Origin of the sequence: Methanofollis fontis (assembly GCF_004297185.1) — an archaeon.
GTDB lineage: Archaea > Halobacteriota > Methanomicrobia > Methanomicrobiales > Methanofollaceae > Methanofollis > Methanofollis fontis.
In genome coordinates, this window is sequence record NZ_PGCL01000002.1 from 546823 (window position 1) to 560717 (window position 13895).

Annotated in this window: 13 protein-coding genes; 5 read left to right on the plus strand and 8 right to left on the minus strand. The window is 60.1% G+C overall.

The window, feature by feature from the left end:
- Positions 1 to 219: 219 nt before the first annotated feature.
- The 6 genes from CUJ86_RS06560 to CUJ86_RS06585 all read right to left on the minus strand — a co-directional run bounded on the left by CUJ86_RS06560 (position 220) and on the right by CUJ86_RS06585 (position 6497).
- A complete protein-coding gene (locus CUJ86_RS06560) occupies positions 220 to 558 on the minus strand; it encodes a P-II family nitrogen regulator (RefSeq protein WP_130646753.1) in 339 nt (112 codons plus the stop codon).
- Complete coding sequence (locus CUJ86_RS06565) at positions 559 to 1917, minus strand: ammonium transporter (RefSeq protein WP_130646754.1); 1359 nt, start codon at positions 1915 to 1917, stop codon at positions 559 to 561.
- A 252-nt stretch (positions 1918 to 2169) separates the two neighbouring features.
- A complete protein-coding gene (locus CUJ86_RS06570) occupies positions 2170 to 3189 on the minus strand; it encodes a Coenzyme F420 hydrogenase/dehydrogenase, beta subunit C-terminal domain (RefSeq protein ID WP_130646755.1) in 1020 nt (339 codons plus the stop codon).
- Positions 3190 to 3195: 6 nt separating this feature from the next.
- Positions 3196 to 3933, minus strand: coding sequence for a GltB/FmdC/FwdC-like GXGXG domain-containing protein (locus tag CUJ86_RS06575; protein ID WP_130646756.1), 738 nt, complete (start codon positions 3931 to 3933; stop codon positions 3196 to 3198).
- Positions 3934 to 3935: 2 nt separating this feature from the next.
- The gene (locus tag CUJ86_RS06580) at positions 3936 to 5447 is read right to left on the minus strand and encodes a glutamate synthase-related protein (protein WP_130646757.1); all 1512 of its coding nucleotides are present in this window, start codon (positions 5445 to 5447) and stop codon (positions 3936 to 3938) included.
- A complete protein-coding gene (locus CUJ86_RS06585) occupies positions 5448 to 6497 on the minus strand; it encodes a class II glutamine amidotransferase (protein ID WP_130646758.1) in 1050 nt (349 codons plus the stop codon).
- Positions 6498 to 6599: 102 nt separating this feature from the next.
- Here CUJ86_RS06585 and CUJ86_RS06590 point away from each other — a divergent pair, with 102 nt between their 5' ends.
- The 5 genes from CUJ86_RS06590 to CUJ86_RS06610 all read left to right on the plus strand — a co-directional run bounded on the left by CUJ86_RS06590 (position 6600) and on the right by CUJ86_RS06610 (position 11150).
- On the plus strand, positions 6600 to 7928 hold the full coding sequence (locus CUJ86_RS06590) for a glutamine synthetase family protein (RefSeq protein WP_130646759.1): 1329 nt from the start codon (positions 6600 to 6602) through the stop codon (positions 7926 to 7928).
- A gap of 123 nt (positions 7929 to 8051) precedes the next feature.
- Complete coding sequence (locus CUJ86_RS06595; RefSeq protein WP_130646760.1) at positions 8052 to 9248, plus strand: ammonium transporter; 1197 nt, start codon at positions 8052 to 8054, stop codon at positions 9246 to 9248.
- A gap of 56 nt (positions 9249 to 9304) precedes the next feature.
- Entirely contained in the window at positions 9305 to 9607 is a 303-nt protein-coding gene (locus tag CUJ86_RS06600) for a hypothetical protein (protein WP_165394802.1), read from the plus strand.
- Positions 9608 to 9609: 2 nt separating this feature from the next.
- Positions 9610 to 10806 carry an ammonium transporter gene (locus CUJ86_RS06605; RefSeq protein WP_130646762.1) on the plus strand — a complete coding sequence of 399 codons (1197 nt, stop codon included), beginning with the start codon at positions 9610 to 9612 and terminating at the stop codon, positions 10804 to 10806.
- Between the two features lie 14 nt (positions 10807 to 10820).
- Positions 10821 to 11150 carry a P-II family nitrogen regulator gene (locus CUJ86_RS06610; protein WP_235855597.1) on the plus strand — a complete coding sequence of 110 codons (330 nt, stop codon included), beginning with the start codon at positions 10821 to 10823 and terminating at the stop codon, positions 11148 to 11150.
- Between the two features lie 151 nt (positions 11151 to 11301).
- Here the strand turns inward: CUJ86_RS06610 and CUJ86_RS06615 are convergent, their stop codons facing one another.
- Together CUJ86_RS06615 and CUJ86_RS06620 are read right to left on the minus strand one after the other, a co-directional pair.
- Positions 11302 to 12045, minus strand: a complete 744-nt coding sequence (locus tag CUJ86_RS06615) for a hypothetical protein (protein WP_130646764.1) — start codon at positions 12043 to 12045, stop codon at positions 11302 to 11304.
- A 98-nt stretch (positions 12046 to 12143) separates the two neighbouring features.
- Positions 12144 to 13733 (minus strand): FMN-binding glutamate synthase family protein, encoded by a 1590-nt coding sequence (locus CUJ86_RS06620; protein WP_130646765.1) that lies wholly within the window; start codon positions 13731 to 13733, stop codon positions 12144 to 12146.
- Positions 13734 to 13895 lie beyond the last annotated feature (162 nt).

A 13895-nucleotide genomic window follows, 5' to 3' on the forward strand; every position in this document is an offset into this window, starting at 1 on the left:
AAAAAACATGCCCGGGGAGAGGCAGGACGAATGGAGGGATGTGGATACGAATAGGTTCCCCGGGCTCTATATGTGCTGTTTACCATTTCTGGTACGGTAGGAACGTGCAGCTCAGTTCAATGACCACCAGGTCTCCCTCTGGATCCTCCTTCTTTTAAATATCGATCTCGAAATCGATGGCACTCATGCGTCTGTTCAGAGAAAAAGGGTGACGATGGTTCAGAGGGCCGTATCACCCTCTTCACCGGTCCGCACCCGGATCGTCCGCTCCACCGGCACAACGAAGATCTTGCCGTCACCGATCTGACCGGTGCGGGCGGCCTCTGCAAGGGTCGAGATGACGGCATCGGCCTTCTCGTCCTCGACCACCATCTCGACCTTCGTCTTGGGGATGAGGTCAACCATGTACTCGGCGCCGCGCCACTGCTGCTTGATCCCGCGCTGCTGCCCCCGCCCCTTTACCTCGGTGACGGTCATCGAGACCATGCCGATCCCTTCAAGGGCGGCCTTGACGTCCTCGAACTTTGTCGTCCTGATGATTGCTTCGATCTTTTTCATTTACTCAGCCTCCATTGCCGGTTCGGTGACCACGAAGTTCGGGTAGGCGGACATGCCATGCTCGCCAATGTCGAGACCCTGTATTTCCTCGGCCTCCGAGACCCTGATGCCGATGGTCGCCTTCAGGATGCCGAAGAGGATCAGCCCCATGCCAAACGCCCATGCAAAATTCACCACGGTGGATAGCACCTGCACGACGAAGAAGTCTGCGCCGCCGTAGAGCAGACCGGCGACACCGCCATAGGTGCCGTCCGCAAACAGCCCGAGGGCGATCAGACCCCATGCACCGTTGATGCCGTGGACCGATATCGCACCCACCGGGTCATCGACCCGGAGCTTCCAGTCAAGGAACCAGACACCCGCCACCAGCAGGATGCCGCCGATGATCCCGATGAGCACCGCCGACTGGGGGTTCACCCAGGCGCATCCGGCCGTGATTGCCACAAGACCGGCGATCGCACCATTGCCCGCCATCGAGACATCGGGTTTGCCGTGCCAGAGCCAGGTCAGGATCATCGCCGTCACGAGCGCCGCTGCAGCGGCCAGCGTGGTGTTCGCGGCGATCACCGAAATCCTGAGGTCGTTGCCGACCAGGGTCGAACCGCAGTTGAAGCCGTACCAGCCAAACCAGAGGATGAACACACCCAGGACACCGAGCGTCACCGAGTGGCCGGGTATTGCGCGGGGCGTGCCGTCTTTGGCATACTTCCCGATGCGAGGACCGAGCAGGAGCGCACCTGCAAGGGCGACCCATCCGCCGAGTGCGTGAACAACGCCCGAACCCGCAAAGTCCAGCGCCCCCATGCCCGACAGCCATCCGCCGCCCCAGATCCAGTGACCGTAGATCGGGTAGATGATCGCCGTGATCGCTATGCTGGCGAGGATATAGGTCGAGAACTTGCACCGCTCGGCAACCGCCCCGGAAACGATCGTCGCTGCCGTAGCCGCAAATACCATCTGGAAGAACCATGACTCCACGGTGGTCACATCATAGGCGTCCCCCATCAGGAAGAACCCTGACCATCCCATGAGCCAGTCCATGCCCTGCATGGTGCCGTACATGATGGCAAAACCGATCGCCCAGTAGGAGAGTGCACCGATGGAGAAGTCCATCATGTTCTTCATCATGATATTGGCAGCGTTCTTGGCCCTCGTAAAGCCGGTCTCGACCATCGAGAAGCCAGCCTGCATGAACATCACAAGGAAGCCGCAAATCAGTACCCAGATAAAATCCAGGGCTGCTCCCGGGTTCTCCGCAATCGTCGCTTCCCCTGAGGGGTCCGCCGCCGCAACCGGTGCGACGACGAGAAGGATGACACAGAGCGCCAGGAGCGCCCACATACCATGCTGCCGTTTCATGAATCTTCACCTGCTCCTATCTGAGAGGAGTTGGAAAGATGTTTCCTTCCATCATTTAAAAATATTTTCATTTCCTGTCCCCCGACAGAGGAGATAGGGCACCCTATATAAAAAACGCGGTAACAGCATCACCTGCCGCATCAAAAAAAGAGCCAGAGCGCCCCACATCTCCCGAATACCGGGCACAGACAGATCAGGGGATACAGAATCAGAAAATCATACAAAAGAGAACATTATGGGGCTGAAAAAAAATTATCCGGATCGTTCAGCCTTTTTTTGTGCAAGCGCCTCGACCTTTGAAAGGTCAACCTCTCCGCCCGTCGCCAGCAGACCGGAGGAAAGGGCGCCCTCGACAAAGCCCCTGCCCACAGGCGTGCGGATGAGCAGCGTCGTATATCCCACCGGACTGCCGATGGCGCCTGCCGATATGTCGGCAGTCACCGCCGCAAAGTCCGTGCACCGCAGGCACCCGGCAGGGATGCACCCCTCAAGATCCCTGAGCGGAATGTCGGTGATCTCCCCGTCGGCCGCTGTCACCTCCAGTTTTCCCTTCACGTCGAGACGGGCGATCTCCCAGGGATCGATCCCGAGTTCGCCCCGGAGCTTACCCTCCACCAGTTTCTCATAATCAAAACTCTCCGTGCAGAATAGCCCGATAAGAAGGCGGACCGCCTTTCTGTACGGGGCGAGAAGGTCGAAATCGCTCGCCCGCATCCGGGCGACCGCATCTGCAGCACAGGGCACGGCGACGACGGCGACACGCCGGTACTTCCTGACGACAACCGCCTCTTTCAGGGCGGCGAGCATCGGCACCCACCAGTTGTAGCGGCTTCCGGCCTGCGCCACGAGGACCTCGCGATCCGTGATCACCGCTGAAGACGGTTTCTTTGTCCAGCGATCTTCAGAGACCGTGACCACGGCGTCGATGAGTCCGGCGTCGAGAGCATATGCCAGGATGGCCGTCACGGCGCCGCCGCTCTGTTTTCCGGGAATGGAAAAGGTCGCCTGTGCGGCAATCGCCGAGAGATACTCACCAAGGAGCGGCGACGACACCTCGCCACCCTCCACGCGCGGGCAGACCCGGTAGCAGGCGCCGCACAGAACACCATCGTTCTCCATCTTGCAGTAGCCCGAGGACGACGGGTGGTCCGGCGACCCCGGAGAAAAGGAGAGGGCGTCGGCCGGGCAGACCGCAATGCACGCCCCGCAACGGGCGCAGAGCCCCATATCCCAGACCTCGGATTTCAGATCCTTGTAACTTTTATCTGCCATCTCCACTCACTCCCAGACATATTTTCCGGCGAACGGTCTGGCGCTCGCCGGACCGATCCGCGTGTAGTCGGCCGCGATCAGCGGGGCCGGATCTTCACCGAAATACCGACAGAACTCCTCGATCAGGGGACGAATCCGCGCCCGGCGCTCCTCGTCAAGGGGCAGCACCTTCGCCCCGATGGCGAGACAACCGGGATCGACCTCGCCCCTGATATAGACCTCGCCGCCATGGATCCCGCTTGCGATCCCCCGCTCGACAAACGGCCCCGTGTCGCCCAGTCGGAGCAGGAGGACGATGCCACCGGCCATGTACTCGCCAAGATATGAGCGAGCACTCCCGCCGACGACAAGACAGGGGCGTTTCTCCTCGTATTCTTTCATGTGGATGCCGCCGCGGTAGCCGATGTCGTCCCTGACAAAGACCCGCCCACCGCGCATCGAGTGGGCGACGGCATCGCCGGCGCTGCCATGGATGATGATCGTGCCGCCGTCCATCGTATTGCCCGGCGCATGATCGGCATTGCCGTTGACAATCACCGTCGGGCCGCGCATGAACATCCCGAGGTCGCCGCCCGGCACGCCGTTGACCGTGATCCTCACCTCACCGCAGAGCCCGTCGGCGATGAAACGCTGACCAAGAACATTGTCGATGACGATCTCCGTCTCCCCGTCCCGGACCGCCGCCCTGACCTGCCGGTTCAGGGGCGTGTAGTGGAGACCGGTTGCATCTATCCGTAGAACCATCTTCAGGCCCCCACCGGTTTGACGTCCAGCACCTTCAGCATCCCCTCGTCGAGGAGGTAGCCGCGCAGTCGGTCGCGGTTGCCCCGCAGACTCTCGATCGCATTGATTCCGGCCGCCCCCATCAGCTCGGAGACCTCCATCGTCCATGCATGGATGAGGTTTGCGACATGCTCACCCTCCTTCTCGGGATCGAGGCGGGCGACAAGGTCAGGGCGCTGGGTGGCGATGCCCCAGGGACAGAGGCCGCGGTAGCAGTTGCCGCAGACCCGGCAACCCATCGCCACCAGCGCCGCCGTCCCGATATAGACGGCATCTGCCCCGAGTGCGATCGCCTTGGTGACATCGGCGGCATTTCTGATACCACCCGAGGCGACGACCGAGATCTCGTTCCTGACCCCCTGGTTCCGGAGTTTCTGGTCCACTGCAGAGATCGCCGCCTCGATCGGAATGCCCACATGATCACGGAAGACCTTCGGGGCGGCGCCGGTGCCGCCCCTGAAACCGTCCACGACGACGGCGTCGGCACTCGAACGCGCGATGCCGGCGGCAATGGCGGCGACATTATGGACAGCGGCGATCTTCACGAACACCGGCTTTTTCCATTCTGTCGCCTCCTTGAGAGAGCGGACGAGCTGGGCGAGGTCCTCGATCGAGTAGATGTCGTGGTGCGGCGCCGGGCTGATGGCGTCGCTGCCCATCGGGATCATGCGAGTACAGGAGACGTCGGCACAGACCTTTTCGCCCGGGAGATGGCCCCCGATGCCGGGTTTTGCCCCCTGCCCGATCTTGATCTCGATGGCCGCGCCGCGGTTCAGATAATCGACGTCCACCCCAAAACGACCAGAGGCCACCTGCACGATCATGTTGTCCTGATACGGGAAGATTGCCGGGTGCATCCCGCCCTCCCCGGTGCCCAGGAACGTCCCTGCCCCATGCGCCCCCTTTGCAAGCGCCAGCTGGGCGTTCAGCGAAATCGCCCCATAACTCATGTGCCCGATCATGATGGGAGTCTCCAGCATGAGGTTCGGGGTGAGCTCGGTCCGCAGGTCCACATCTCCATCAGGCGTTCGGGAAAACTCCAGTTTCGAGGGTTTTTTCCCGATGTAGGTCCGCAGCTCCATCGGCTCGCGCAGGGGATCGATCGAGGGGTTGGTGACCTGACAGGCGTCAAGCAGGAGGGAATCAAATATCGGCGGCAGGGGTTGCACATTCCCCATACCGGCAAGAATAATCTTGCCACTGCGTGCCTGGTTGTAGATCGCCTCACGCGCATCACGGGTCCAGAGGGGATGCGAACGGTAATCGCAGGGATACTCGGCAAGAGAGATGGCGTCACGCGGACACATGGCGATGCAGCGGTGGCAGGCCGTACAGTTGCGAGAATCGACGACGATTCTATCCCCTTCCCACCGGAACGTCCCGTACGGGCAGTTCTCCACGCACCGCCCACACTCCATGCACCGGTCACGGTCGATCGTGATCCGGTAGCGGAGGGGCACACTTCCAACAGCCATTTAGCGCACCCTCCCGATCACCGGTTCTCCGGCCCGCGGCATCCAGACACGGTCGAGTTCAGGCTCCATGCAGCGTATCGCTGCTTCCTCCGATGAGATATAGAGGCGATCCCCCTTTTCAGCGGCGATAAGCGGGCGGAGCTTGATGCGGTCGGAAAAGCCGCAGATCCCCTCGCTGTTTGCCACCACAATTGCAAACGGGCCGTTCATCATCGCCGATCCATAGGCGAGACGGATTGCCAGGTTCATTTCTTTCTCCTTCCGGGGCATCGCATCGATGTCATCCCAGAACGGCGGTGCAAGTGCCCGGACAGCCATTTCCTCATCGAGGCCATGTTTGCGGGCAAGCAGATCCACCAGATATGCGACAACCTCGGTATCCGTGAACATCGTGCACCGGTAGCCAAAACTCTCGATATAGCGGCGGTTCGTGCCGTAACTGGTGATCTCGCCATTATGGATCACACTCCAGTCCAGCAGGTTGAAGGGGTGCGCCCCGCCCCACCAGCCCTTCGTATTCGTCGGATAGCGATTGTGGGCGAGCCAGATATAGCCCTCATAATCCTGAATGCGATAGAAATCCGCCACGTCCTCGGGCCACCCGGCAGCCTTGAAGACCCCGATGTTCTTGCCTGACGAATAGACCAGAGCACCAGGAATGGAGGTGTTCACCTTCATCACCAGATAGGTGACGATATCCTCCTCCGGCGAGGGGGTGCCGCTCATCAGGGAGGCATCAGGCCTGAAGAAGTATCGCCACGGAGTATGGACCTTCTTCAGGTTCGGCCCCTCGAAGGTCGGGATCTCCTCGTCATGCTCGATTGTACCCCAGATTTTCAACAGATCGTCCACGAAAGACTTGGTCTCGACGATATTGTCAAAAAAAACATGGAGCGCGTAACAATCCGCAAACTCGGGGTAGACCCCATAGGCAGCGTAGCCGGCACCTTCACCACTGCCGCGTTCGTCCATCAGGGATAACGCCTTCTTGATCTTTGAGCCATCCATCCGGTTGCCGGCCCGGTCGACGACGCTGATAATTCCACACATGATATCTCCACTGCCGCCTGAAATGTCAGGAACTGGGCATGGTCCTGTAAAAAGATATGACCAGCAATCCTATATATTATTGGGTGGAAACATGTTTCCATTATGTCAGCCGACGCGGTTGCAGCAATGCTCGAACGACTGGAAGCAGACCGGATAAAATTCATCCGTCTGCAGTTCTCCGACCTTCAGGGCCAGCCAAAAAACGTGGCCATCCCGGCGATCCAGGCCGAGAAGGCACTGACTGACGGCATATCCTTCGACGGATCTTCAATTGAAGGTTTTGCACGAATCGAAGAGTCGGACATGGTCCTGAAGCCCGACATCTCGACCTACACCATCCTCCCCTGGAGGAAGGGCGAGTCCAATGTCGCACGCTTCATCTGCGACGTCTACCGCCCGAACGGCAAACCGTTCGAGGGCGACCCGCGCTACGTCCTCAAGAAGGTCTGTGCCGAGGCGGCGGAGATGGGCTACACCTTCAACACCGGACCAGAACTGGAGTTCTTCCTCTTCAAGATGATCGACGGGAGACCGAGCACCGAGTTCCAGGACGTCGGAGGCTACTTCGATCTCGCACCCACCGACCTCGCCGAGAACGTGCGCCGTGACATCGTCCTCGCCCTCACCGACATGGGCTTTGAGATCGAGGCATCCCACCACGAGGTGGCCGAGAGTCAGCACGAGATTGACTTCAAGTACGCCGACGCCCTCAAGACCGCGGACAATGTGGTCACCTTCAAGTTCGCAACCAAGACGATCGCCCTGATCAACGGCCTCCACGCCACCTTCATGGCAAAACCGATCTTCGGGATCAACGGGAGCGGTATGCACACCAACTGCTCCCTCTTCAAGGACGGGAAGAACGCCTTCTACGACCCCGAGGCACCCCTCCAGCTCTCCGAGACCGCCCTGAACTTCATCGGCGGCGTGCTGAAGCACGTGCGCGGGATCACGCGGATCGCCAACCCCACGATCAACTCCTACAAGCGGCTTGTCCCCGGATATGAGGCCCCCGTGTACATCTCATGGTCCGCATCCAACAGGACCGCCCTCTGCCGGGTGCCGGCACCCCGCGGCAACAGCACCCGCGTCGAACTCCGCAGCCCCGACCCGACCTGCAACCCCTACCTCACCTTTGCGGCGATCCTGGCCGCAGGCATGGATGGTGTGAAGAACGGGATTGCCCCGCCGCCGAGCGCAGACCGGAACATCTTCCACCTCAGCGATGAGGAGAGGAAGGCGGCCGGCATCGACACCCTCCCGGGCACCCTGATGGAGTCGAATGCAGCCCTGCTGGGCGATGAACTCCTCTGCTCCACCCTCGGAAGCCACGTCGTCGAGAACCTGGACCGCATCGCCATGATGGAATGGGATGCCTTCAGGACGATGATCCACCCCTGGGAAGTAGAGCAGTACCTCTCCAAATTCTAAATTTTTTTTACAACCCATCGTTTAAATAGTGGAGAAGGACATTTCCTTCCCCAATGGAGCGAACGCAATGCCCATAAGAACAATTCCGCCCACCAGAACAGGATGGCACAGGAGGACACACCCATGACCATCGATACGGGCGACACAGCATTTGTCTTCATCAGCACCGCACTGGTCATGCTGATGACCCCGGCCGTCGGACTCTTCTATGGCGGCCTCGTCAGACGCAAGAACATCATATCGATGATCGCACTCTCCTTCATCGCATTCTCCCTCGTCACCGTGCAATGGATGTTCATCGGATACACCCTCGTCTTCGGCACAGACATCGGAGGGCTGATCGGGGGTCTCGATCACCTTGCCCTCGCCGGCGTCGGCATGGACGGCGAGGGGATCCCGGACCTGCTGTTCATGGGATTCCAGCTCACGTTTGCAGGCGTGACCCTTGCAATCATCACATCCGGCGCCGCCGAACGGGTGAAGATCAGTTCGTTCATCCTCTTCGGACTGCTCTGGACGACCCTCGTCTATGACCCGATCGCGCACTGGGCATGGGGCGGCGGATGGGCCCAGACAATGGGCGTGCTCGACCTCGCCGGAGGAATGGCAGTCGAAATCTGCTCCGGGTTCGCCGCCCTCGCCCTTGCGATGGTGATCGGGAAGAGGACCGGATACGGCACATACTCGATGGAGCCGCACAACATCCCCCTCACCCTCATCGGCGGCGCACTCCTCTGGTTCGGGTGGTTCGGCTTCAATGCAGGCAGCGTCCTGGCAGCAGACGGGGCGGCGGCCAACGCCCTCATCACCACAAATGCGGCGGCGGCGGCAGGCGCCCTCGCCTGGTTGTTCGCCACCTGGTACCGCGGCAGGGCAAGTTCGGTCGGGATGGTCTCCGGCGCCATCGCAGGACTGGTGGCAATCACCCCTGCTGCAAGCTTTGTCGATCCGATGGGCGCCCTTGCCATCGGCGCCGTCGCCGGTCTGCTCTGCTACGGGGCGATGCTGCTGCGCATGAAAAAACGCCTCGATGAAAGCCTTGACGCCTGGGCAGTCCACGGCGTGGGCGGCGTCTGGGGCACCATCGCAACGGGAATTTTTGCCGTGGCAGCAGTCGGAGGCACCGCCGGACTCATCGGAGGAAATGCTTCCCAGGTACTCATCCAGTTTATCGCCACCATCGCCTCGATCGCCTACGCCTTCGGAGTCACCTATGCCCTCGCATGGATCATCGACCGCACCATCGGGCTGCGAGTGACCGAAGAGGAAGAATACGTCGGGCTGGACATATCGCAGCATGGAGAGTCCCTCCAGATGTAAAAAAACGCACATTTAAATATGGAGGAAAACAACTTCCTTCCATACGCGGTGTAACGATGACCGATCAAGTGCATAGAGCATATGGATGGGAGAGGTACCCCCGCTCCGGTACGCCGGACGGGGAGACCGTCACCCCATGGATAGACGAGACCGAATATCCCAACCTCAGCGCCATCGCAGTCTCCAAGCGATTCTGGGGTGAAGCCTGCCGTGCAGCGGCACTGTCCACTGCCCTCCGGGCACTGAACGGAGAGACGCAGGACACCAGGGCACTCAAGGAAGCAGCACACCGCTTCTGGGACGGGACACTGGTGCAGCAGACCGTAACAAACCACGCTGTTGCTGTGGAGGCGATCTGAAAATGGCAATCGACACCGGCGATACCGCCTTCATCCTCATCTGCACCGCCCTTGTCATGCTGATGACGCCCGGCGTGGGACTGTTCTACGGCGGTCTGGTCAGGCGCAAAAATATCATCTCCATGATCGCCCTGGCATTCATCGCCTTCTCGGTGGTCTCACTCCAGTGGATCCTCTTCGGCTACTCCCTCGCCTTTGGACACGACATCGGCGGAATCATCGGAGGTCTTGATTTCATCGGCCTCTCCGGTGTGGGCATGGACGGTGACGGCATCCCCGACCTGCTGTTCATGGTGTTCCAGCTCGTCTTTGCCGGATTGACACTGGCCATCGTCACCTCCGGTGCGGCCGAACGGGTGAAAGTGAGCTCTTTCATCATATTCGGGCTGCTCTGGACGACACTGGTCTACGATCCCCTCGCCCACTGGGCATGGGGCGGCGGATGGGCCGCATCGCTCGGCGCCCTCGACTTTGCCGGCGGCACTGTCGTCCACATATCCTCGGGCTTTGCAGCGCTTGCGCTGGCACTCGTGATCGGTCGGCGGGTGGGATTCGGCACCTACTCGATGGACCCGCATAACATCCCCCTCACCCTCATCGGCGGCGCACTCCTCTGGTTCGGGTGGTTCGGGTTCAACGCCGGTTCGGCACTCGCCGCCGACGGGCTTGCGGCAAGCGCCTTCGTGGTCACGAACACCTCGGCAGCCGCCGGCGCCCTCGCATGGCTTGTCGCCTCATGGTTCCGCGGCCGACCGAGCTCGCTCGGAATGATCTCCGGAGCCATCGCCGGACTGGTCGCCATCACACCGGCCGCCGGTTTCGTCGACCCGCTCTCGGCGATCGTCATCGGCGCCATCGGCGGACTGATCTGCTACGGGGCGATGCTCTTCAGGCTCCACAGAGGACTCGACGAGAGCCTGGACGCATGGGCAGTACACGGCATGGGCGGCCTCTGGGGAGCAATCGCCACCGGCATCTTTGCAGTGGCGGCAGTTGGAGGCGTTGATGGCCTCATCTATGGGAATGTCAACCAGTTCCTGATACAGGTCCTGGATGCAGGCGTATCGGTCATCTACGCCTTCAGCGTTACCTATGCACTCGCATGGATCGTCGACAAAACCATCGGACTGCGGGTGACGGAAGAAGAGGAATATGTCGGTCTCGACATATCACAGCACGGCGAGTCCACACAGGCTTGAGAGGAAGACGCATGATGAAGATGATCATCGCGGTGATCCGCCCGGAAAAATTCGGACAGGTGGAGGCGGCCCTGGCAGAGAAAGGTTTCCATGCCATGACCGTCTCGGAGGTGCGGGGCAGGGGAGAACAGAAAGGGATCTCCCTCCAGTCCCGCGGCGGTCCGGTGAAGGTCGATCTCCTCCCCAAGATCAGGATCGAGATGGCGGTGTCGGCGACCTTTGCCGAGACCGTCGTCCAGATCATCAGGGAGGCGGCCCGGACCGGCAGGATAGGGGACGGAAAGGTGTTTGTCCTGCCCCTGGACATGGCTGCCAAGGTCAGGACCGAGGAGGTGAGCATCTAGATAGGAACAAAATTTCAGTCCAGTGTAATTGGGTACAGACCGTATGACGCCCGGTCTGTACATCTTTTTTTTGCTCGACCTCGATCCGATATTCGGTGTATGTGACAATGAATCTATCTTGTAACCGAATTTGCGGAAAAATGGGGGATTTTTACTCCAGCACAACCGGTGAGGCCGTCTGGTCGAAGGGGTTGGTCCGCATCGCAAGAGAGAAGAGATATGGATAGTTGTTTTTCAGGTATTTCATGTAATCGAGCCATGAGAGCACAAGCAGGCGATATGCACGGTTGATATCGCCGGAAAGATGTTTGTGATCGGTTTCCGGCGTTGCCGCCAGGTCCTCGCGCCGCTCCAGTTCATCGGTGAGGTGAAACACCGCCCTCAGCACCTCCGTAAAATGTTCGTGCTCGAGGAGCATCGGATTCTCAAGGAGCCTGAGCAGAAAATTGCGTTTTTTCATTAAGAAGTCCTTTAGAACGATGAGATCCTCAGCGTCAACCCCGACTTCTGCGGGATAGGTTGAAAGCCGCCGGCGCACCTCTGCAAAATCGGCGTCTGACCAGTCACCCCGCACAATCAGGTCGCCCCTGATCGAATCAAGGTGAGGATCACGGTCTGAGAGACGGATCAGAAGATGCGTCCCCACCTCCGCATAGAAGGTTCCGATCACCATATTCAGCTTCTCCAGCTTCTCCCGCTTAGCGCGCACCGAGAGGAGCTGGTTGAGGATGAGGGTGACGAGCAGGACGTTGATCGGGAGAAACCCGAGTGCATTGAAGATATAGTAATAGGTGTTCTCAGGATTGCCCAGCACCAGGAACTTCACCGCATAGACAACGACCGATACGGCAACCAGAAATATCCCGAGCCTCATTTCCCATGTAAGACGGCGCATACGCGTTTACCACCACAGAGGGATGGAAGGCAGGATAAAAAAAGGGCGTGGCCGAAGGGCCACTCCCGACGCGGTGTGCAGATATCTGATGGGCCCGTTCAGGCGTCGAGGATCTCCTCGGCGGCGTCGCGGAACGCATCCATGACGTACGGGATGCCGGAGACCTGCGCGGCCTCGGGCGTCAGGGACATCAGGTCGTCCCTGGAGACCGACGAGAGGCTGAAGTTCCTCGAACCGGCCATGATCTGCTGCATGCCGGTCTTGAACTTCTGCGAATAGGTGTAGAGGGCAATGGCGCCGAGCGGGATCTCTGACATGCGCTCGCCGTACTTCTCCTTGAGTTCCTCGTAGGAGACGAAGATCTCCTCGACGGAGGAACCGAACTTGGAGACAGTCTTCGGGAGTTCCCCGGCGTCAAGCCACTTCTGGATGTTCTTGCCGACCATGCCCGGGATCATCAGGGCGCGACCCATGCAGACGGCCTTGACGTAGGGCGCACCCATGGCGAGCACCTTGAATGCGTTTGCCTCATCGGCAATGCCGCCAGCGATGGCGATATCCGGAGTGCGGATGCCCCGCGCCTTCAGCCGCTCGCAGAACTCGTAGGTGAGTGCCTCGATGTAGAAGGTCGGAACGCCCCATTCCTCCATCATCGGCCACGGGCTCATGCCGGTGCCGCCCGGTGCGCCGTCGATGGTGAGCAGGTCGATCTTCGCCTCAGAGGAGTACTTGATCGCCATGGCAAGCTCCTTCATGGAGTAGGCGCCGGTCTTGAGGGTGACGCGCTTGAAGCCGATGTCGCGGAGACGGTCGACCTCCTCCAGGAAGCCCTCCTGGGTCACAAACCCGAGGCGGGAGTGGCGCTCGAACTCCTTGATCGCACCGGCCTTGAAGGCCTCCTGGACCGAGGGTACGGTCGGATCAGGCAGGACGATGTAGCCGCGCTTCTTCAGCTCGAGGGCGCGCTCAAGGGACTTCACCTTGATCTCGCCGCCGATGCACTTTGCACCCTGACCCCATTTCAGCTCGATGGTTTCCAGGTTGTGCTTGGAGGCGACGTACTCTGCGGTGCCGAGACGGGTGTCCTCGACGTTCATCTGGACAAGGATCTCGCCAAAGCCCTCGTGGAACTTCCTGTAGGTCTCAATACGCCGGTCCATCTCGGGAGACTTCGAGACCTTGCCGTTGTGGTCCCGCTCAAGCGCCGGGTCGATGCCGCAGACGTTCTCACCGCACACAAGGGTGATACCGGAGATGGCGGCGCCGACAGCAAAGTGCTCCCAGTTGGCGCGGGCGATCTCGGTCGAGCCCAGGGCCCCGGTGAAGATCGGGACACGCAACGGGACCTTGATATCCCAGCCGTACTCGGTCTCGGTGTCGACGGCCGAGAAAACGGCCGAATCCGGGCCAATCTCGGTGCCCTCGGGCAGGCCGCGGGCACCCACCGCATATCCCTGGATATTCAGGTGGGAGAAGTCGATCGGATAGTTCTTGTCGGCACCGGCGGTGATCTCACCGAAGGGGCCGGGATAGAGGACCTCGCGCCCGCGGAACGAGGAGAGCCAGATGTCACAATTGCCTTTACAGCCGTCAACACAGCGTGTGCAGAGGCCAGACATCGGGACAACGTTCCGGGAACGGTTGGAGGTCCCGACTGCTTCGTTTGCATTCGGTTGTCTAAGATTCATGTTTTCCCCCAGTGTAAAAGGGTGGTTTCAGATTCGTTTGACGCCTTGGCGAAAATTCGCCAAAGTAGATAGATTTAAAACAGGAGACTATTTATTTCCTTCCAAATTACCCGCATATAAACCTATTCCATGCGCTCGCGCGGCGCGACATCCAGAAAGAAC

Excerpts from the sequence above, each read along its gene's own strand:
- CUJ86_RS06595 (WP_130646760.1), top strand. The coding sequence starts at position 8,052 with ATGACCATCGATACGGGCGACACAGCATTTGTCTTCATCAGCACCGCA.
- CUJ86_RS06600 (WP_165394802.1), top strand. The coding sequence starts at position 9,305 with ATGACCGATCAAGTGCATAGAGCATATGGATGGGAGAGGTACCCCCGC.
- CUJ86_RS06590 (WP_130646759.1), top strand. The coding sequence starts at position 6,600 with ATGTCAGCCGACGCGGTTGCAGCAATGCTCGAACGACTGGAAGCAGAC.
- CUJ86_RS06620 (WP_130646765.1), bottom strand. The coding sequence starts at position 13,733 with ATGAATCTTAGACAACCGAATGCAAACGAAGCAGTCGGGACCTCCAAC.
- CUJ86_RS06580 (WP_130646757.1), bottom strand. The coding sequence starts at position 5,447 with ATGGCTGTTGGAAGTGTGCCCCTCCGCTACCGGATCACGATCGACCGT.
- CUJ86_RS06565 (WP_130646754.1), bottom strand. The coding sequence starts at position 1,917 with ATGAAACGGCAGCATGGTATGTGGGCGCTCCTGGCGCTCTGTGTCATC.
- CUJ86_RS06560 (WP_130646753.1), bottom strand. The coding sequence starts at position 558 with ATGAAAAAGATCGAAGCAATCATCAGGACGACAAAGTTCGAGGACGTC.
- CUJ86_RS06615 (WP_130646764.1), bottom strand. The coding sequence starts at position 12,045 with ATGCGCCGTCTTACATGGGAAATGAGGCTCGGGATATTTCTGGTTGCC.
- CUJ86_RS06605 (WP_130646762.1), top strand. The coding sequence starts at position 9,610 with ATGGCAATCGACACCGGCGATACCGCCTTCATCCTCATCTGCACCGCC.
- CUJ86_RS06585 (WP_130646758.1), bottom strand. The coding sequence starts at position 6,497 with ATGTGTGGAATTATCAGCGTCGTCGACCGGGCCGGCAACCGGATGGAT.
- CUJ86_RS06570 (WP_130646755.1), bottom strand. The coding sequence starts at position 3,189 with ATGGCAGATAAAAGTTACAAGGATCTGAAATCCGAGGTCTGGGATATG.
- CUJ86_RS06575 (WP_130646756.1), bottom strand. The coding sequence starts at position 3,933 with ATGGTTCTACGGATAGATGCAACCGGTCTCCACTACACGCCCCTGAAC.
- CUJ86_RS06610 (WP_235855597.1), top strand. The coding sequence starts at position 10,821 with ATGAAGATGATCATCGCGGTGATCCGCCCGGAAAAATTCGGACAGGTG.